Source organism: Citrobacter sp. Cf136, from assembly GCF_030333815.1.
GTDB classification, from domain to species: Bacteria; Pseudomonadota; Gammaproteobacteria; order Enterobacterales; family Enterobacteriaceae; genus Citrobacter; species Citrobacter freundii.
In genome coordinates, this window is record NZ_JAOWFE010000032.1 from 355,275 (window position 1) to 374,753 (window position 19,479).

Below are 19,479 nucleotides of genomic sequence, written 5' to 3' on the forward strand. Positions count from 1 at the left end.
ATCTCCTTATTGGGTTAAAAAAGTGCGCCAGTGGGCGACGACTTCAGCAAGTTGTTCACGTGATACGTCCAGATGCATCACCAGGCGCACAATCGGGGAGGCGTTAATCAGCACACCCTGCGCTTTCATATATTCACCGAGCGCGGCCGCGTGCTCTTCGCCAACGCGAACAAACAGCATGTTGGTGTCGTGGCGCATGACGTCCGCCCCTGCTTCGCGCAGTTGCTCCGCCATCCAGGCGGCGTTGTCATGGTCTTCCTGCAAACGCGCCACGTTATTTTTCAGCGCATACAGTCCGGCCGCCGCCAAAATACCCGCCTGGCGCATTCCGCCGCCGGTCATTTTGCGCCAGCGAATGGCACGCTTGATGTACTGGTGGCTGCCGACCAGCAGCGAGCCTACCGGCGTTCCCAGACCTTTGGAAAGACAAATGGTGAACGAGTCGCAGTATTGCGTGACATCTTTAAGCTCACAGCCATAGGCGACGACGGCGTTAAAAATACGCGCGCCGTCGACGTGCAGGGCAAGATTGCGCTCCCGGGTGAATTCCCAGGCCTCTTTCAGATACTCGCGCGGCAGCACTTTGCCGTTATGCGTGTTTTCCAGACTGAGCAGACGGGTGCGGGCAAAATGGATATCGTCTGCTTTGATTTTTGCTGCCACTTTGTCCAGCGGCAGGGATCCATCCGGCGCGGCATCGATGGGTTGCGGTTGAATGCTGCCGAGCACCGCTGCGCCACCCGCTTCGTAGAGATAGTTATGTGCGCCCTGACCGGCGATATACTCTTCGCCGCGCTGACAATGGCTGAGCAGTGCAACCAGGTTCGCCTGAGTGCCGGTAGGTAAGAAAATGGCGGCTTCTTTGCCAGAAAGCTCGGCCGCGTATTGCTGGAGGGCATTAACGGTAGGATCATCACCGTAGACGTCGTCCCCGACCGGGGCGGCCATCATCTCTTCGAGCATGGCGCGACTGGGTCGGGTGACAGTATCACTGCGTAAATCAATCACGGGCATTCCTTTTTAAGTGAGGTAATGCCCTCTGTTTTACCTGAGCCAGTTAGTTTTCGCCAGTTCGATCACTTCATCACCGCGTCCGCTGATGATTGCGCGCAGCATATACAGGCTAAAACCTTTGGCTTGTTCGAGCTTGATCTGCGGCGGGATCGCCAGCTCTTCTTTCGCCACCACCACATCGACCAGCACCGGACCGTCAATTGACATCGCCCTTTGCAGCGCCTCATCAACCTCTGAAGATTTCTCCACGCGAATGCCCGTGATGCCACAGGCCTCGGCAATCCGCGCGAAATTCGTGTCGTGCAGTTCGGTGCCGTCAGTCAGATAACCACCAGCTTTCATCTCCATCGCCACAAATCCCAGCACGCTGTTGTTGAAGACAATAATCTTCACCGGTAACTTCATTTGTACCACCGACAGAAAATCGCCCATCAGCATGCTAAAGCCGCCGTCACCGCACATTGCCACAACCTGACGTCCTGGTTCGGTCGCTTGTGCGCCGAGTGCCTGCGGCATGGCATTAGCCATCGACCCGTGGTTAAACGATCCGAGCAGGCGACGTTTGCCGTTCATTTTCAGGTAGCGTGCTGCCCACACCGTTGGCGTGCCAACGTCGCAGGTAAAGATGGCATCGTCAGCGGCAAAGTGGCTGATCTGTTGCGCCAGATATTGCGGGTGAATGGCTTTATCGCTGGGCTTGGCTAAATCATCCAGCCCTTTGCGCGCCTCGCGGTAGTGCTCCAGTGCTTTGTCCAGGAACTGCCGCTCGGTTTTCTCTTCCACCAGAGGTAGTAGGGCACGTAACGTGGATTTAATATCGCCTACCAGCGCCATATCAACTTTACTGTGCGCGCCAATACTCGCCGGATTGATATCAATCTGAATAATTTTGGCGTCGGTGGGGTAGAACGGGCGATAGGGGAACTGGGTACCGAGCAGGATCAGCGTGTCGGCATTCATCATGGTATGGAAGCCGGATGAAAAGCCAATCAGCCCGGTCATACCCACGTCATAGGGGTTATCGTACTCAACATGCTCTTTCCCGCGCAGAGCGTGCACGATCGGGGCTTTGATTTTAGCCGCAAACTCAACCAGCTCTTTATGCGCACCGGCGCAGCCGCTGCCGCACATCAGGGCGATGTTGCTGGAGTAGCGCAGCAGTTGCGCCAGTTTTCTCAGCTCTTCCTCTTCCGGGGTGACTACCGGGAGCGGCGCATGATACCAGTGCGTGGTGGCGCTTTCAGGGGCGGGCTTCAGCGCCACGTCGCCGGGTAATACCACCACGGAGACGCCACGGTTGAGCACCGCTTTACGCATAGCTATAGCCAGCACCTGGGGGATCTGCTCAGGGCTGGAGACCAGCTCGCAATAGTGGCTACATTCACGGAACAACTCTTGCGGGTGGGTCTCCTGAAAATAACCGCTGCCTATTTCACTGGATGGAATATGCGCGGCGATTGCCAGCACCGGAACGTGGTTGCGGTGGCAATCAAACAGGCCGTTAATTAGGTGCAGGTTGCCTGGCCCACACGAACCTGCGCAGACGGCCAGTTCGCCCGTCAACTGCGCTTCAGCGCCCGCGGCGAAGGCAGCAACCTCTTCATGACGGGTTGGCATCCAGTCAATTGTTCCCATACGATTCAGACTATCACTCAGACCATTTAGCGAGTCACCCGTTACACCCCAAATGCGTTTTACGCCAGCCTGTTCGAGTGTTTTAGCAATAAAAGCGGCAACCGTTTGTTTCATGGTTTTCCTTCTCCTCTAATGTGATACCGGTTACAAGTTTAGATGAAGATAATCGTTATGCTTCTCATTTCCCCCTTATTTCCGGCAGGTTTCATTTAACCTGTATTAAGCGTAGTTTGTTATTGGACATGGTGAAACAAGGAATAAATTCAAATGGTTATAAAACTATTAAATTCAGTTAACCGAGTACTGACTCACGAAGATTTTGGCAAGTTTTTGTTACGCCTTGCCGTCGGTGGGCTGATGCTGTTTCATGGGCTGCATAAACTGTTTGCTGGTATTGATGGCATCAGCGGTATGTTGATAGCGAAAGGTTTCCCGGGCTTTATTGCGTACGGCGTTCTGCTGGGAGAGGTTGTAGCGCCGTGTCTGATTATTCTAGGCATCCTGACGCGTCCGGCGGCGTTGGGGCTGGCGTTTACGATGGTTGTGGCATGGCTGATGGTCGGGATGGGCGAAACCTGGACACTGGATAAAACCGGTGCATGGGCGATTGAAAGTCTGGTGTATTTCTTCATCGGTGCGCTGGCCGTGGCGTTTTTGGGGGCGGGGCGTTACTCCGTTGCAGGAAATTCAGCCTGGCGATAGTTACCATTTGAGAGTCAATACCGAGGCGGGGGTGCGCTAACGGTTTGCCCGCCTCGTCGTTCAATCTGTCGCTAATCTATATGTCATCACTGTTCCATAGTTTGTGCCGACGTCTCAGCGCTCGCTGCGTCAATGCCCTTGCCATCGCGGCGCCTATTTCAGCACTGACAACCAGTCCCTGAATAAACGGACGATCGTGCATCAACCACGGCAGCCCGCCAAAAGCGATGCGATTGCGGGCGTTTTCCGGCGCTTGCAGCGTGTAATCTTCGCCGATATCCGGGATCTCATCGCCACAGGCCAGCAGTTGATCGCGTAGCGTTGGGAAAGGGATATCTTTGCTCTGCAATGCCCGTTGCCCTCGGGCGTCAATAAACACATCGAATTTGCTGCGTCGACCGTGGTGGTAAATTACCGTCATTTCCTGCTCATTCGTACGCTCATAATCCGCACCAAGTGTGAGGATCTCAATCATCCCTGCGTCGTGCAGAGCCAGCAGTCGGCGGACTGATTCAGACGGGATTGCCGCATAATTATCGATAAACACGCGCGCCAGTCCTTGCTTAAATCGCTTTTCATCAGGCGGATCAAGATGTGGGACGATCTCTTCGATTACCTCGTGTAGCCGCAGCAGGGTATAGCGCCATGCGACGGTACGCTGTTCCTGTTTGTTGCGTTCAACTTCAATCAGGTTGCGCTTCGCCCATTCAAAAGGATCGTGCTCAAGCCTGTCGGCAAAGTAGGCCTCGGGGAATGTGTCGGCGTTGAGTGTCTCAAGTGCTATCTCTTGGCTCCATTGCGGAGCTGCATCTTGCAGTTGTTGTACAATAATCCGGAAAATGCGGTCCAGTAATCCTTTTTGCCCATGGACAATGACGTCTTCAATTGCTTCAGGCGTTGCGATGTTCAACGATTCATAGGGCAGAGGGCAGTAAAAATCCGCTTCAGGCAGCACACCGCTGCGCGACATTAGGGTCAGCTTCAGGCTTTGGCTGTCGGATTTACAGATAAACTGGAGTGCGTTATCAGCCCCGGTGGTGAAGGCACCGTGTTGGCAGGCCACGGCCATCGCTGCGTCAATCGCGCTGAGCGAGGTGCCGAGAATTCCTACCCGGCAAGCGCTAATCTGGACGTCCATTAGACCTGTCCACGGGCTGGGAAAAAACCTCCGTGTCTGTACATCCGTTTCAGGCCACAGATGACCAGTGGCAATAGCGGCGAAGTCCACCTCGACAGGCTGTGAAGCATGATTGATCCACAGAGAGACCCCATTCGGGTTTGCGCACAGGTCGGTGACTTCGCTTGATTCGTTTATGCTAATCGCGAAGCCTGAGCCTCGCGCTTTCTCGACGATAGCGAATAAACGATCGCGATAATAGTCACCGAGGATCACGCGGGGCAAAAATTGCCGTTCATGCAAAGAATTACGTTCAATCCGAAACTGCGCCAGATAGTCATCACTTTGATTCTGTAGCCACGTCAGATAACTGATATAAATCGGTGGGATCTCTATGCTGGCTATATTTGCCAGCATGAAGTCTGCGTTGTTGTCGCTGTTATAAGGCATGCCAACGCCCGCCTGTTCAGCTTGCTCATAAAGCTCTATTTCCAGCGGTTCACCGCGCTCAACTAGGGCATGAAACGTATAAATGCCGGTGGGACCGACGCCGACAATGGCCACTTTTTTCATGGGGATCCTTGTAGAAAGTTCGACGTGGTAGTCGGGGATTATGCTTAATCTGCGAAGTGTAAGTGTGGTCGATAATTTACGGAGGGAAGGAGGTATTTTGCCGGGGAGAGTGAAAATATCAGAATTTTGCAGCGCCTGAGAGCATAAAAAAAGGCCACCCGGTACAGCCAGGCAGCCTTTTGCACATCAGATACCGGCCAATTACGCCAGCACTAAATCACCCTGCGGATGGCAGGAACAGGCCAGCACATAACCTTCAGCGATTTCTGCGTCGGTCAGCGTCATGGTGCTGCTGACCGTGTAGTTACCGTCAACCACTTTGGTTTTGCAGCAGCCGCAAACGCCTGCACGGCATGCGGCGACAACCGGAACCTTGTTGCTTTCCAGCGCTTCCAGCAGCGTACTGCCCACCGGCGCATAGAACTCTTTCGCCGGCTGTAGCTTAGTAAACTTCAGACCACTGGTGGCGGCTTCGGCAACAGGTGTGAAGAACTGCTCTTTAAAGAAGCGCGTCACACCCAGTGCTTTGACTTCTTTCTCGACCAGATCCATATACGGTGCCGGGCCACAGGTCATCACGGTACGCGAGGTCAGATCCGGTACGCTTTTCAGCAGTTCGGTAGTCAGTCGGCCAGAAACAAAACCTTCGGTGGCATTGTTTTCAGCAACTAATGTCACCGGATATTCACGCCACTCGTCGGCAAAAATGACATCTTGCGGCGAGCGAACGTTAAAGATTACCTGTACATCCGCTTGCGGGCGGTACTTTGCCAACCAGCGACGCATTGACATGATTGGCGTAACACCACAGCCTGCGGCCAGCATCAGGAACTTGTCTTCCGCTTTATCTTCACAGGTGAACTCACCCATGGCATCGGACAGCCAGATATAGTCGCCGCGCTTCACGTCGCGGGTTAGCCACTGTGAACCTGCACCATCGTCAATCCGGCGGATGGTCAACGTAATGTACTCGCTAACGCCCGGCGTTGAGGAAATGGTGTAAGCACGCAGCGTATCCGCTGAATTACGTACGCTGACCAGTGCATACTGCCCGGCGCGGTAAGGATAATAATCGTGGCACAGCAACGAAATTGTCCATACATCCGGCGTTTCCTGATGGATGTGGTGAACCTGCATCCGCCATGGGCACTGATGAGTTGGCATTGTCATTCTTTACTCCTTACGCGCTCAGCAGTTGCTTCATGTCTTCTTCAACGGTGGTCACGGAACGCAGACCAAATTTCTCGTTGAGAACTGCCAGCAGATCCGGTGTGAAGAAACCAGGCGCAGTCGGGCCAGTTACGATGTTTTTCACGCCCAGAGACAGCAGGGTCAGCAGAATAACAATCGCTTTCTGTTCGAACCAGGAGAGCACCAGAGACAGCGGCAGATCGTTCACGCCACAGCCCAGTTTCTCAGCCAGGGTTACCGCCAGGATAATGGCAGAGTAAGCATCGTTACACTGACCGGCATCGACCAGACGCGGCAGACCTTCGATATCGCCGAATTCCAGTTTGTTGAAACGGTATTTACCGCAAGCAAGGGTCAAGATCAGGCAGTCATCCGGCACGCTGGTGGCGAAGTCGGTGAAGTAGTTACGTTCACCACGTGCGCCGTCACAACCGCCAACCAGGAAGATGTGACGCAGTTTTTCACGGCTCACCAGGTCGATCAGGGTATCAGCAGCGCCCAGCAGGGTCTGACGACCGAAACCTACGGTGATCAGGTGCGGAATTTCACTGTACGGGAAGCCAGCCATCTGCTGCGCCTGTGCGATAACCGGACCGAAATCGTCACCTTCAAGGTGGCTCACGCCCGGCCAGCCGACGATGCTACGGGTCCAGATACGGTCGTCGTAGGCGCCAACGGTTGGGTCGATGATGCAGTTAGAGGTCATCACGATTGGGCCAGGGAAGCGGGCGAATTCAACCTGCTGGTTCTGCCAGCCGCTGCCGTAGTTACCGATTAGGTGTTTGAACTTACGCAGTTCCGGATAGCCGTGTGCTGGCAGCATTTCGCCGTGGGTATAAACGTTAACACCGGTGCCTTCAGTCTGCTCAAGCAGGTTGTAGAGATCTTTCAGGTCGTGACCGGAGATCAGGATGCACTTACCTTCGGTTGCTTTTACGTTGACCTGAGTCGGGGTCGGGTGACCGTATTTAGTGGTTTCACCGGCGTCCAGAATGCTCATCACTTTGAAGTTCATCTGGCCGATTTCCATTGAACACTCCAGCAGAGCGTTCATATCGGAAGGCCAGGTACCCAGCCACGCCATGATTTTGTGGTACTGAGCATAGATATCGTTGTCGTACTGACCAAGAACGTGGGCGTGCTCCATGTAAGCTGCCGCACCTTTCAGGCCGTACAGACACAGCAGACGCAGGCCGAGGATATTATCGCCGATGGTCGCTTTGTCTTTATTCGGGGTGAATTCAGCGGCCTGACGTTGCAGGTCGCCCAGATCGTCGCTGACCAGTTGCAGATCGGCCATCGGGTTATCGACGGTGGCGTTAGCGTCTTTAGCCAGGCATTGTGCTTTCAGGGCGTCGCGCATGGCGATAGCTTCACGGGCATAGCCAACAATACGCGGGGAATCGAAGTTTACGTTAGTCAGCGTGGAGAAGAACGCACGCGGCGCAAAGTTATCAACCTCATGGTCGATGATGCCGTATTCACGTGCTTTAACAGCCCATGCAGACAGACCTTGTAGGGAAGCAATCAGCAGATCCTGCAAATCGGAGGTTTCAGCCGTTTTACCGCACATACCCTGCGCGTAAGAGCAGCCGTTTCCTGCCGGAGTACGGATGGTTTGTTCACATTGCACACAAAACATGGTCACACCTTTTAAAGTTATATTTAATATACATGTTTAAGATTATGCCTGTGCGCGTAGGGATAAAAGGGATTTCTGCTACTACTTGCAGGGAGATTGATTTAGCGCAATTTTGGCGGTAGCTGACTACCGCCAGAGAGGTATTTGCCCGAGCGTCAGGCGGAGAAAAACGCCATCAGCAGAGGCACTAACAGACTCAAAATAAAGCCGTGGACGATGGCTGCCGGGACCATTTCCAGGCCGCCGCTGCGTTGTAAAACGGGCAGGGTGAAATCCATTGATGTCGCGCCGCATAATCCCAGCGCGGTAGAGCGGCTGCGGCCCACCATTCCTGGAATCAACATAATGGCGATCAGTTCACGGGCCAGGTCGTTAAAGAAGGCGGCACTACCAATTACGGGTCCGAACGATTCGGTCAACAGAATACCGGACAGGGAATACCAGCCAAAACCTGATGCCATCGCCAGCGCGGTTTTCAGTGGCAGACCGAGGATCAATGCATTGATAACCCCCGCCAGCATCGAACTGGCGACGACGACGACGGCTACGATCATCCCCCGACGGTTCAGCACAATTTGCTTTAAGGTCATACCGCTGTTGCGCAGTTGGATCCCCACCAGGAACAGTAAAAAGATTAACGTATATTCGCTGGCTTCGGTGGCATGCTGCAGAATGGGAAGCCCAGTGAGGCCGAGCAGGAAACCGATGACGACGACGCCGCAAAGCTGGAGCGACTCAAGCGCCATTGCAATTCGCGAGGGGAGTTTTTCTTGCTTGTGGTTGTGTCTCCAGGGCAGCGAACGCTCCAGCCAGAACAGCGCCGCAATATTACACAGTATAATGACCGTCACGCTGACCGCAGAATAATGAAGAATAGCTAACAGGTTGCTGGCGAGATTATCCAGAAACGCCAGGCTAATACCCATAAAAAAGAGAATAAGGTAGACGATCCAGCTCAACAGGCGATTGATAAGTTGTAATGCAGTCCTGTGCCGGAGCGGAATAAGGTAGCCCACAATAAGGGGAACCAGAATGATTAACAGCCCTGAAAACATGAAAACCAGATCCTTGCTGAGAAGTAAGACGAAATGCGCTAGCACACACTACTCAAAGCAAAGAGGGGAGTAAAGTTGCAAATAAAAGGAAATATAGAGAGGATAAAAAAGACCTGACTTGCGCCAGGCCTTTTTTGTTAGCGATTAATCGCGTTTTTCCAGCAGAGTGCGGTAAATAAGGCCGCCGAGTACCCCACCGATAATCGGCATAACCCAGAAGAACCACAATTGTTGCAATGCCCAGCCGCCCTGGAAAATGGCTACTGCGGTACTACGTGCCGGGTTTACGGAGGTGTTGGTGACTGGAATACTGATCAAGTGGATCAAAGTTAATGCCAGACCAATTGCGATAGGTGCAAAACCTGCCGGAGCATGTTTATCGGTCGCGCCGTGGATCACTAATAAGAAGCCTGCGGTCAGAATAATTTCAATGACGACGGCAGAAAGCATGGAATAACCGCCTGGTGAATGTTCACCAAAGCCGTTTGATGCAAAACCACTGGCCGTTGCATCAAAACCCGTTTTACCGCTGGCAATAAGATACAGTGCCGCTGCTGCAACAATACCGCCTACAACCTGAGCAATAACGTAACCAATAACATCTTTTGCCGGGAAACGACCGCCAGCCCATAAACCGAAGGTTACCGCCGGGTTAAAATGCCCACCTGAAATATGACCCACGGCGAATGCCATGGTTAATACGGTCAGGCCGAATGCCAGCGCGACACCGGCAAATCCAATTCCCAATTCCGGGAATGCGGCCGCCAGCACTGCACTACCGCACCCACCAAAAACGAGCCAAAACGTACCGAAGAATTCAGCTGCTAATTTCCTGAACATAACCACCTCAATTAAAAGTTCCGGGTTCGTATTCCTTGCCCGGTAATTCATCGCTAAAAGGGACGATGATGAAAGAGCGGGTATTTTAGAAAAAAATATCATCCCTTCGCCAGTTAAATTGATGAAAAAATTTGATTTAAGGCAATATGTTGCGATTCCTTTTTGAATCTTGGGTGAATGAAGCATAGTCCAATTAGCGAAAGGACGATGATTAAGTTCTGAAATTATATTCAGGAGAAAACATCAGAAGAATATTCCTATTTTTTTTGCTTTTGCGATTCACGCCAGATTGATATCGGGTGTCCTGAGAACCCGCTTGCCGTTATACTCCTGATAACTTGAAGGAAAAAGTTAGCATTTCCGGAGGCTATATGATTCTCGAACGCGTTGAGATTGTTGGATTTCGTGGTATTAACCGTCTGTCGTTGATGCTGGAGCAGAGCAACGTGCTGATTGGGGAGAACGCGTGGGGTAAATCCAGTCTGCTGGATGCCTTAACCCTGCTGCTGTCGCCGGAGCCAGACTTGTATCATTTTGTCCGCGAGGATTTCTGGTTCCCGCCGGGCGATATACAGGGCCGGGAACACCACCTGCACATTATCCTGACGTTTCGTGAATCCCAGCCGGGTCGTTACCGGGTACGTCGCTATCGCCCTCTGGAAGCCAGCTGGACGCCGTGCCAGGATGGCTATCACCGCATTTTTTATCGTCTGGAAGGCGAGTGTGCGGATGACGGTAGCGTTCTGACCTTGCGCAGTTTTCTTGACGGCGACGGCCATCCATTACCTCTCGATGACATTAACGATCAGGCGCGGCATCTTGTGCGCCTGATGCCGGTACTGCGTCTGCGCGACGCGCGATTTATGCGCCGGATCCGCAACGGTACCGTGCCGGATTCGGCGGACGTCGAAGTCACCGCCCGCCAACTGGATTTTCTGGCGCGTGAGCTGGCTACCCGACCGCAAAACCTGACCGACGGACAGATCCGCCAGGGGTTATCGGCCATGGTGCAGTTGTTGGAGCACTATTTTTCCGAGCAAGGGGCTGGCCAGTCCCGCTACCGTCTGATGCGCCGTCGCTCCAATAACGAACAACGGAGCTGGCGCTATCTGGACATTATTAACCGCATGATTGATAAACCCGGCGGACGTACGCACCGGGTTATTCTGTTGGGCCTGTTTTCGACCCTGTTGCAGGCCAAAGGCACGCTGAGGCTGGATAAAGACGCCCGACCTTTATTGCTGGTGGAAGATCCGGAAACGCGTTTACATCCCATCATGCTTTCGGTGGCCTGGCACTTGTTGAATTTACTGCCTCTGCAGCGAGTGGCGACAACCAACTCCGGTGAACTGTTGTCCCTTACGCCCGTGGAACATGTTGTTCGTCTGGTACGTGAATCATCCCGCGTTGCCGCCTGGCGGCTGGGGCCGGGTGGGATCAGTGCAGAAGATGGTCGGCGAATCGCATTTCATATTCGTTTTAATCGTGCGTCATCGTTGTTTGCCCGCTGCTGGTTGCTGGTAGAAGGCGAAACGGAAACCTGGGTTATTAACGAACTGGCCCGTCAGTGCGGACATCACTTTGATGCAGAAGGGATTAAGGTAATTGAATTCGCCCAGTCCGGTCTTAAGCCGCTGGTTAAATTCGCCCGCCGGATGGGTATCGAGTGGCATGTGCTGGTCGATGGTGATGAAGCCGGGAAAAAGTATGCGGCCACGGTGCGCGGTTTGTTGAATAACGACAGAGAGGAAGAGCGCGATCATTTAACCATGCTCCCCGCGCTGGATATGGAACACTTTATGTATCGCCAGGGGTTTGCTGACGTCTTTCACCGGGTGGCGCAAATCCCGGAGAACGTGCCCATGAACATGCGCAAAATTATCTCCAAGGCGATACATCGTTCGTCAAAACCGGATTTAGCCATTGAGGTAGCGATGGAAGCAGGGCGGCGCGGCGTTGACGCAGTGCCAACGCTGCTGCGAAAAATGTTTTCCCGCGTGCTGTGGCTGGCACGCGGCAGGGCGGATTAGTGGTGAAACATCGACGACAGCTGCGAATGGATGCTGTCCAGTAGCTGATAGCGGCGGCGGTATTCTGCGCGTTTTTTGCTGGCAATATCCGCCTCGCTTTTTCGCGCCAGCGTGCGCGGAATATGATAGTACCCGTGTCTGTCGCACTCGCCGCCAACCGATTCCCAAAATGCGTTGTAGTCGGAATGAATTACCTTATTTTTATCGTGGTAGCGTTGGCTGCGAAAGATATGCTGTTCATTGCTGACTGCCATAACATTATCGATATTCAATCGCTCTGCTAACCGGCAAATGGCTTCCATTACAATACGTTTTGGGAATATCCCGTGACAAGACTTGGTCGCTTTTTGGATTGCTTCGTGAGGAAGTTGCGCATTGCCCTGCACACCGCCAATAAATAATGTACTTTTGCCATTATATTCGCAGAACGTAAACGTCATTTTAGTCAGTACGTCGCCGTCGCCATTTTGCACCTGAATAGTGCTCTCTCCCTCTTTATCCAGCACCGGGAACATCATCATGGTTACGGTAAATATATCGCCATCTTTGCCTTCAATTTGCGCCAGTTGTAAGCCGTCATTGCTTAATAAGGCGTTAAATTCTGCGGGTAAAAATGCATGGCGGATAACATTATAATGAAAACGCACCGCGTCTAAACGCATTTTACGGGTGAAGTTTGCGGCAAGGTAAGGACGATGCAAACGCACCGGCAATCGGGGTTGGTGGGATAGCAGGTTTTCAAGATCCGGCCATTGGGACAGTTCTGTCATCCATTCCTGGGTGAGGCGAGGTATCAAGAGTGAGCGCCAGATAAACTTACGACGAAAGCTCCGCTTATCCCAGCAATGTGCGGGACGTAAATGACCGCTGCTCAGGCTGTAAAAAAGACCAAAGCTGGTGACGGGTTTGGTGGAAAGAAAAGTGCTTTCAGTTAGTTGACTCATAATATAAATCCGATTGATACCCTGGTACTAATTTCAGCACAGCGGATCTTAACCATTCATCAATAACTCTGTTATTCTTGCGCTTTTCAACGGCGATTTATTTAACGTTGATGTTTAGCACTCCACTCTGGTGGACGTATTGGGGGAATTGGGGCATTTATGAAGCTCAAGGGAAAAATCAAAAAACGCTATTTTCTGTTCGCCATCATCCTTATTGTGGCGGTAATTGCACTTTGGCGAACGCTTAATGCGCCTTTACCTCAGTATCAAACATTAATTGTTCGTCCGGGCGATCTGCAGCAAAGCGTGCTGGCTACCGGTAAACTGGATGCGCTGCGTAAAGTTGACGTCGGGGCGCAGGTCAGCGGGCAGTTAAAAACGCTGTCGGTCGCGATTGGCGATAAAGTAAAAAAAGATCAGTTGCTCGGCGTAATCGATCCTGAACAGGCGCAAAACCAAATCAAAGAGGTTGAAGCGACGCTAATGGAATTGCGCGCCCAGCGTTTACAGGCAGAAGCTGAGTGGAAACTGGCGCGGGTGACGCTTTCCCGTCAGCAACAGCTGGCAAAAACCCAGGCCGTTTCACAGCAGGATCTCGACACGGCGGCCACCGAAATGGCGGTCAAACAGGCGCAAATTGGCACAATTGACGCGCAAATTAAACGTAATCAGGCTTCTCTCGATACGGCAAAAACCAACCTTGATTACACCCGCATTGTCGCGCCAATGGCAGGCGAAGTAACGCAAATTACTACCCTGCAAGGGCAAACCGTTATTGCCGCTCAGCAGGCACCTAATATTCTGACGCTGGCGGATATGAGCACCATGCTGGTAAAAGCGCAAGTTTCTGAGGCTGATGTAATTCACCTGCAACCTGGGCAAAAAGCCTGGTTTACCGTACTGGGCGATCCGCAGACGCGCTACGAAGGCACGCTGAAAGATGTTCTACCGACGCCAGAGAAAGTGAATGATGCGATTTTCTACTATGCCCGCTTCGAAGTTCCCAATCCGAAAGGGATCCTGCGTCTGGATATGACCGCGCAGGTCCATATCCAGCTCACTGATGTCAAAAATGTTCTGACGATCCCGCTGTCGGCACTGGGCGATCCTATTGGTAACAACCGCTACAACGTCAGGCTACTGCGTAACGGCGAAACCCGCGAACGTGAAGTGGTTATCGGCGCGCGGAATGACACCGATGTGGAGATCGTGAAAGGGCTGGAAGAGGGTGATGAAGTCATTACAGGCGAGGGCAACGCTGGAGCTGCAAAATGACAGCATTGCTTGAACTGAGCCATATCCGCCGCAGCTATCCCTCAGGTGAAGGCCAGGTTGAGGTGTTGAAGGACGTATCCTTGAGCATTCAGGCTGGGGAAATGGTGGCGATTGTCGGGGCGTCGGGGTCGGGTAAATCGACGCTGATGAACATTCTCGGCTGTCTGGACAAACCTACCAGCGGTACGTATCGGGTTGCCGGACGGGATGTCTCCACGCTGGATAGCGATGCGCTGGCACAGCTGCGCCGTGAGCATTTCGGCTTTATCTTCCAGCGCTATCATTTGCTGTCACATTTAACCGCGGCGCAAAATGTCGAGGTGCCTGCGGTCTACGCTGGCACCGAGCGTAAGCAGCGCCTGGCGCGTGCGCAGGAATTACTCCAGCGGCTGGGGCTGGGCGACAGGGTTGATTATCAACCTTCTCAACTTTCCGGTGGTCAGCAGCAGCGGGTCAGTATCGCACGTGCACTGATGAACGGGGGACAGGTTATTCTTGCCGACGAACCCACCGGTGCACTGGATAGCCATTCCGGCGAAGAGGTGATGGCGATTTTGCATCAGCTGCGCGATCGCGGACACACGGTAATTATCGTCACGCACGACCCGCAGGTTGCCGCACAGGCCGAGCGGGTCATTGAAATTCGTGACGGCGAGATTGTGCGCAATCCGCCGCCACAGAAACCCTCTGGTGGACGCGATATCGCGGAGCCAACGGTGAAAACGGCATCCGGCTGGAGCCAGTTTGTCAGCGGATTTCGTGAAGCGCTTACCATGGCCTGGCTGGCAATGGCTGCGAATAAGATGCGAACGCTACTCACCATGCTTGGGATCATCATCGGTATTGCTTCTGTGGTGTCGATCGTGGTGGTAGGCGATGCGGCTAAACAACTGGTACTGGCAGATATTCGCGCTATTGGTACTAACACCATTGATATCTATCCTGGCAAAGATTTCGGCGACGACGATCCGCAATATCAACAGGCATTGAAGTATGACGATTTGACGGCGCTACAGAAGCAGCCCTGGGTCAGTTCGGTAACACCTGCAGTGTCGAAGAACCTGCGGTTACGCTATGGCAATATCGACGTTGCTGCCAGTGCTAACGGCGTTAGCGGCGACTATTTCAACGTCTATGGCATGACATTTAGCGAAGGGACCACCTTTAACGCCGAGCAACTGGCGGGGCGCGCTCAGGTGGTGGTGCTCGACAGTAATACCCGGCGCCAGTTGTTCCCCAATAAAGCGAAAGTTGTCGGCGAAGTCGTGCTGGTGGGAAATATGCCGGCCACGGTAATTGGCGTTGCAGAAGAGAAACAGTCGATGTTCGGCAGTAGCAAGATCCTGCGGGTCTGGCTGCCCTACAGCACCATGTCCGGACGAATTATGGGGCAGTCGTGGCTGAACTCGATCACCGTGCGAGTAAAGGATGGTTTTGACAGTGCCCAGGCCGAACAGCAACTGACCCGACTGTTGACGTTGCGCCACGGTAAGAAGGATTTCTTCACCTGGAATATGGACGGTGTCTTGAAAACCGCTGAAAAGACCACACGTACATTACAACTCTTCCTGACGCTGGTGGCGGTGATTTCGCTGGTGGTTGGTGGGATTGGCGTGATGAATATTATGCTGGTTTCGGTAACCGAACGAACGCGTGAGATTGGCATTCGTATGGCGGTAGGCGCGCGTGCCAGTGATGTGCTGCAACAGTTCTTAATTGAAGCGGTGTTAGTGTGTCTGGTTGGCGGCGCGTTGGGCATTAGCCTGTCGATGCTGATCGCCTTTACACTTCAGCTATTCCTGCCGGGCTGGGAAATTGGATTCTCACCCGTCGCGCTGTTGACGGCGTTCCTGTGTTCGACTGCAACCGGGGTGTTGTTTGGCTGGCTACCGGCGCGGAATGCGGCACGTCTGGATCCAGTAGATGCTCTGGCGCGGGAATAATGCCACAGAGATAAAAATGCCAGCCGCAAAGGCTGGCATTTTGACTGCAGGATGTACACAATGAGACAGAAGAGCTATGCGACAGCTTCTGCTTCAATGACAGGCACGATGACACTGGCATGATTGCCTTTTGGCCCCTGGTGGACATCAAACTGGACAGACTGTCCGGCTTTTAGCGTTCTGTAACCATCCATCTGAATGGTGGAATAATGGGCGAAAATATCTTCGCCGCCGCCTTCGGGGCAAATGAAACCAAACCCTTTGGCGTTGTTGAACCACTTAACAGTACCCGTTTCCATACTTCGACATCCTTCGTAAATCTTATATAAGTAAGATGGAATGAACCGGTGGCGGAGTGGGGGCTGTTCAAAACCTCGCCAACTCTCGAAACTACAATTTAGAGAAATCAGGCGGGGCGTCAAGCGCCAGGCAGACAGAATAGGGTAAAAATGCATCAAAATTTGAAGCAGTTAACGCTATTGTCGGTTATGTGACAGATGTCGCGGATGGCACTAATAGATGATAGTTATCTAATACTTGAGGTAGATTGATTGTGCGCATAGGCTGCTTGTCAGCGGCAAGATTTTCTGCCGGAAACCGTAACTGAAGATGACGACTGACAATGGGTAAGACGAACGACTGGCTGGATTTCGATCTGCTGGCGGAAGACAAATTGCGCGACGCGCTAAAACCGCCATCTATGTATAAAGTGATATTAGTCAATGATGATTACACTCCGATGGAGTTTGTTATTGACGTGTTACAAAAATTCTTTTCTTATGATGTAGAACGTGCAACGCAACTGATGCTTGCAGTTCACTATCAAGGCAAAGCGATTTGCGGCGTGTTTACTGCCGAAGTGGCTGAAACCAAAGTAGCGATGGTGAACAAATATGCGAGGGAGAACGAGCATCCGTTGCTGTGTACGCTGGAAAAAGCCTGAATGCAGGCATAAACATTGGGGGAGGTGCCTATGCTCAATCAAGAACTGGAACTCAGTTTAAACATGGCTTTCGCCAGAGCGCGCGAGCACCGACATGAGTTTATGACCGTCGAGCACTTGTTACTGGCGTTGCTCAGTAACCCGTCGGCCCGCGAAGCGCTGGAAGCGTGTTCTGTGGATCTGGTGGCGCTCCGTCAGGAACTCGAAGCCTTCATTGAACAGACCACACCTGTATTGCCTGCCAGTGAGGAAGAGCGCGACACGCAGCCGACGTTGAGTTTTCAGCGTGTACTGCAACGTGCGGTCTTTCATGTTCAGTCCTCCGGACGCAATGAAGTTACCGGCGCAAATGTGCTGGTTGCTATCTTCAGCGAGCAGGAATCTCAGGCGGCTTATCTGCTGCGTAAGCATGAAGTAAGTCGTCTTGATGTGGTGAATTTTATCTCTCATGGCACGCGTAAAGACGAACCCAGCCAGTCTTCTGACTCTGGGAATCAGCCAAATAACGAAGAGCAAGCTGGCGGGGAGGACCGTATGGAGAACTTCACGACTAACCTTAACCAGCTTGCCCGAGTGGGCGGAATTGATCCGCTCATTGGCCGGGACAAAGAGCTGGAGCGCGCCATTCAGGTACTGTGCCGTCGCAGAAAAAACAATCCGCTGCTGGTGGGAGAGTCCGGTGTCGGTAAAACCGCCATTGCCGAAGGCCTCGCCTGGCGTATCGTCCAGGGTGATGTGCCTGAAATCATGGCTGATTGTACCCTTTACTCCCTGGATATCGGCTCGCTGCTGGCAGGCACTAAATATCGCGGTGATTTTGAGAAACGCTTTAAGGCGCTGCTGAAACAGCTGGAACAGGATACTAACAGCATTCTGTTTATCGATGAGATCCACACCATTATCGGTGCGGGTGCGGCATCGGGCGGCCAGGTGGATGCGGCTAACCTGATCAAGCCGCTGCTCTCCAGCGGTAAGATCCGTGTTATAGGCTCCACAACCTATCAGGAATTCAGCAATATCTTTGAAAAGGACCGTGCGTTAGCGCGCCGTTTCCAGAAAATCGATGTCACTGAACCATCGGTAGAAGAGACCGTGCAGATAATCAATGGTCTGAAGCCGAAATACGAAGCGCACCATGACGTCCGCTATACCGCCAAAGCGGTGCGTGCAGCGGTCGAACTGGCGGTGAAATACATTAACGATCGTCATCTGCCGGATAAAGCGATTGACGTGATTGATGAGGCGGGCGCACGTGCGCGTCTGATGCCGGTCAGCAAGCGCAAGAAAACCGTCAACGTGGCGGATATTGAGTCCGTAGTGGCCCGCATTGCGCGGATCCCGGAGAAGAGCGTATCGCAGAGCGATCGCGACACGCTGAAAAATTTGGGCAACCGTCTGAAAATGCTGGTATTCGGACAGGATAAAGCCATTGAGGCGCTGACTGAAGCGATCAAAATGAGCCGTGCCGGTCTGGGACACGAGCATAAGCCTGTCGGTTCGTTCCTGTTTGCCGGACCAACTGGCGTCGGTAAGACCGAAGTCACGGTGCAGCTCTCCAAAGCCCTCGGCATTGAACTGCTGCGTTTTGATATGTCCGAGTACATGGAACGCCACACAGTCAGCCGTCTGATTGGTGCGCCTCCAGGATATGTCGGTTTTGACCAGGGCGGTTTGCTGACTGATGCTGTTATTAAGCATCCGCATGCGGTACTGCTGCTGGATGAAATCGAAAAAGCGCACCCGGATGTCTTTAACCTGTTGCTGCAGGTTATGGATAACGGCACGCTGACCGACAATAACGGGCGTAAAGCGGATTTCCGCAACGTGGTGCTGGTCATGACCACCAACGCTGGTGTACGTGAAACTGAGCGTAAATCGATTGGGTTGATTCATCAGGACAACAGTACTGATGCGATGGGCGAAATCAAAAAAGTGTTTACGCCGGAATTCCGTAACCGTCTCGACAACATTATCTGGTTCGATCATCTCTCTACCGAGGTGATTCATCAGGTTGTTGATAAGTTTATCGTCGAGCTTCAGGTTCAGCTGGATCAGAAAGGTGTCTCTCTTGAAGTGAGTCAGGAAGCACGTGACTGGCTGGCAGAGAAAGGCTATGACCGCGCAATGGGCGCACGTCCAATGACGCGTGTTGTCCAGGATAACCTGAAAAAACCATTGGCTAACGAACTGCTGTTCGGTTCGCTTGTGGATGGTGGCCAAGTGACCGTTGCGCTGGATAAAGAGAAAAATGAGCTGACCTATGGTTTCCAGAGTGCACAAAAGCACAAGCCAGAAGCAGCACATTAATCTTTAATCACCTAATGAGCCGGGCGTAATGCCCGGTTTTTTTTCGCCTGAAAGTAAAGATTTGAATTGGGGAGATTCGGAGAGTTTAAATGGCAGGCAAAAAATAAGCCTGCGTAAGGGAGATTACGCAGGCTAAGGAGGTGGTTCCTGGTACAGCTAGCATTTATGGGTTATGTTTTTCAGCGGAGGGGATAATACCCTTAATGAACGAAACGGTATGTGATCGATTTCTAAGAATCTTCCGAACGCTGAAAAATAACCGTAATTA

General features: G+C 52.6%; 15 protein-coding genes. 6 read left to right on the forward strand and 9 right to left on the reverse strand.

The window, feature by feature from the left end; genetic code table 11:
• Window positions 1-6 precede the first annotated feature (6 nt).
• Window positions 7-1,008 (reverse strand): low-specificity L-threonine aldolase, encoded by a 1,002-nt coding sequence (gene ltaE, locus OGV98_RS05975; RefSeq protein WP_210943428.1) that lies wholly within the window; start codon window positions 1,006-1,008, stop codon window positions 7-9.
• Window positions 1,009-1,044: 36 nt separating this feature from the next.
• The gene (gene poxB / locus OGV98_RS05980; RefSeq protein WP_003027264.1) at window positions 1,045-2,763 is read right to left on the reverse strand and encodes a ubiquinone-dependent pyruvate dehydrogenase; all 1,719 of its coding nucleotides are present in this window, start codon (window positions 2,761-2,763) and stop codon (window positions 1,045-1,047) included.
• 153 nt (window positions 2,764-2,916) lie between these two features.
• Here poxB and OGV98_RS05985 point away from each other — a divergent pair, with 153 nt between their 5' ends.
• Entirely contained in the window at window positions 2,917-3,351 is a 435-nt protein-coding gene (locus tag OGV98_RS05985) for a DoxX family protein (protein ID WP_003840198.1), read from the forward strand.
• Window positions 3,352-3,427: 76 nt separating this feature from the next.
• Here OGV98_RS05985 and OGV98_RS05990 read toward each other — a convergent pair whose 3' ends face one another.
• From OGV98_RS05990 to aqpZ, 5 genes are all read right to left on the reverse strand, one after another.
• The gene (locus OGV98_RS05990) at window positions 3,428-5,041 is read right to left on the reverse strand and encodes an FAD-NAD(P)-binding protein (protein ID WP_202581166.1); all 1,614 of its coding nucleotides are present in this window, start codon (window positions 5,039-5,041) and stop codon (window positions 3,428-3,430) included.
• Window positions 5,042-5,242: 201 nt separating this feature from the next.
• Entirely contained in the window at window positions 5,243-6,211 is a 969-nt protein-coding gene (hcr, locus tag OGV98_RS05995) for an NADH oxidoreductase (RefSeq protein WP_003027256.1), read from the reverse strand.
• Between the two features lie 10 nt (window positions 6,212-6,221).
• Window positions 6,222-7,874, reverse strand: coding sequence for a hydroxylamine reductase (gene hcp, locus OGV98_RS06000; protein WP_044701892.1), 1,653 nt, complete (start codon window positions 7,872-7,874; stop codon window positions 6,222-6,224).
• 155 nt (window positions 7,875-8,029) lie between these two features.
• Entirely contained in the window at window positions 8,030-8,929 is a 900-nt protein-coding gene (locus OGV98_RS06005; RefSeq protein ID WP_016150624.1) for a LysO family transporter, read from the reverse strand.
• 144 nt (window positions 8,930-9,073) lie between these two features.
• Window positions 9,074-9,769, reverse strand: a complete 696-nt coding sequence (aqpZ, locus tag OGV98_RS06010) for an aquaporin Z (RefSeq protein WP_049002083.1) — start codon at window positions 9,767-9,769, stop codon at window positions 9,074-9,076.
• 371 nt (window positions 9,770-10,140) lie between these two features.
• Between aqpZ and OGV98_RS06015 the strand changes: the two genes are divergently transcribed.
• Window positions 10,141-11,799, forward strand: a complete 1,659-nt coding sequence (locus tag OGV98_RS06015) for an ATP-dependent endonuclease (RefSeq protein WP_003844351.1) — start codon at window positions 10,141-10,143, stop codon at window positions 11,797-11,799.
• Here OGV98_RS06015 and OGV98_RS06020 read toward each other — a convergent pair.
• Complete coding sequence (locus OGV98_RS06020) at window positions 11,796-12,743, reverse strand: VirK/YbjX family protein (protein WP_016150622.1); 948 nt, start codon at window positions 12,741-12,743, stop codon at window positions 11,796-11,798. The two genes, OGV98_RS06015 and OGV98_RS06020, sit on opposite strands and share 4 nt — an antisense overlap.
• Window positions 12,744-12,902: 159 nt before the next feature.
• On the opposite strand from OGV98_RS06020, the gene macA reads away from it, so the two are divergent.
• The gene (macA, locus tag OGV98_RS06025; protein ID WP_003036818.1) at window positions 12,903-14,018 is read left to right on the forward strand and encodes a macrolide transporter subunit MacA; all 1,116 of its coding nucleotides are present in this window, start codon (window positions 12,903-12,905) and stop codon (window positions 14,016-14,018) included.
• On the forward strand, window positions 14,015-15,961 hold the full coding sequence (gene macB / locus OGV98_RS06030; RefSeq protein WP_003840216.1) for a macrolide ABC transporter ATP-binding protein/permease MacB: 1,947 nt from the start codon (window positions 14,015-14,017) through the stop codon (window positions 15,959-15,961). The genes macA and macB overlap by 4 nt, the downstream gene beginning before the upstream one ends.
• 74 nt (window positions 15,962-16,035) lie before the next feature.
• Here the strand turns inward: macB and cspD are convergent, their stop codons facing one another.
• Entirely contained in the window at window positions 16,036-16,260 is a 225-nt protein-coding gene (gene cspD / locus OGV98_RS06035; RefSeq protein ID WP_003036813.1) for a cold shock-like protein CspD, read from the reverse strand.
• A 323-nt stretch (window positions 16,261-16,583) separates the two neighbouring features.
• On the opposite strand from cspD, the gene clpS reads away from it, so the two are divergent.
• Both clpS and clpA read left to right on the forward strand, forming a co-directional pair.
• Window positions 16,584-16,904: an ATP-dependent Clp protease adapter ClpS gene (gene clpS / locus OGV98_RS06040; RefSeq protein WP_003036810.1), complete on the forward strand. Its 321-nt coding sequence runs from the start codon at window positions 16,584-16,586 to the stop codon at window positions 16,902-16,904.
• Between the two features lie 30 nt (window positions 16,905-16,934).
• Window positions 16,935-19,211, forward strand: a complete 2,277-nt coding sequence (clpA, locus tag OGV98_RS06045) for an ATP-dependent Clp protease ATP-binding subunit ClpA (RefSeq protein ID WP_003036804.1) — start codon at window positions 16,935-16,937, stop codon at window positions 19,209-19,211.
• Window positions 19,212-19,479 lie beyond the last annotated feature (268 nt).

What these genes read in the sequence shown, in the direction of transcription:
- poxB (WP_003027264.1), bottom strand. Translation starts at nt 2,763, where the DNA reads ATGAAACAAACGGTTGCCGCTTTTATTGCTAAAACACTCGAACAGGCT.
- OGV98_RS05985 (WP_003840198.1), top strand. Translation starts at nt 2,917, where the DNA reads ATGGTTATAAAACTATTAAATTCAGTTAACCGAGTACTGACTCACGAA.
- OGV98_RS05990 (WP_202581166.1), bottom strand. Translation starts at nt 5,041, where the DNA reads ATGAAAAAAGTGGCCATTGTCGGCGTCGGTCCCACCGGCATTTATACG.
- hcr (WP_003027256.1), bottom strand. Translation starts at nt 6,211, where the DNA reads ATGACAATGCCAACTCATCAGTGCCCATGGCGGATGCAGGTTCACCAC.
- hcp (WP_044701892.1), bottom strand. Translation starts at nt 7,874, where the DNA reads ATGTTTTGTGTGCAATGTGAACAAACCATCCGTACTCCGGCAGGAAAC.
- OGV98_RS06005 (WP_016150624.1), bottom strand. Translation starts at nt 8,929, where the DNA reads ATGTTTTCAGGGCTGTTAATCATTCTGGTTCCCCTTATTGTGGGCTAC.
- aqpZ (WP_049002083.1), bottom strand. Translation starts at nt 9,769, where the DNA reads ATGTTCAGGAAATTAGCAGCTGAATTCTTCGGTACGTTTTGGCTCGTT.
- OGV98_RS06015 (WP_003844351.1), top strand. Translation starts at nt 10,141, where the DNA reads ATGATTCTCGAACGCGTTGAGATTGTTGGATTTCGTGGTATTAACCGT.
- OGV98_RS06020 (WP_016150622.1), bottom strand. Translation starts at nt 12,743, where the DNA reads ATGAGTCAACTAACTGAAAGCACTTTTCTTTCCACCAAACCCGTCACC.
- macA (WP_003036818.1), top strand. Translation starts at nt 12,903, where the DNA reads ATGAAGCTCAAGGGAAAAATCAAAAAACGCTATTTTCTGTTCGCCATC.
- macB (WP_003840216.1), top strand. Translation starts at nt 14,015, where the DNA reads ATGACAGCATTGCTTGAACTGAGCCATATCCGCCGCAGCTATCCCTCA.
- cspD (WP_003036813.1), bottom strand. Translation starts at nt 16,260, where the DNA reads ATGGAAACGGGTACTGTTAAGTGGTTCAACAACGCCAAAGGGTTTGGT.
- clpS (WP_003036810.1), top strand. Translation starts at nt 16,584, where the DNA reads ATGGGTAAGACGAACGACTGGCTGGATTTCGATCTGCTGGCGGAAGAC.
- clpA (WP_003036804.1), top strand. Translation starts at nt 16,935, where the DNA reads ATGCTCAATCAAGAACTGGAACTCAGTTTAAACATGGCTTTCGCCAGA.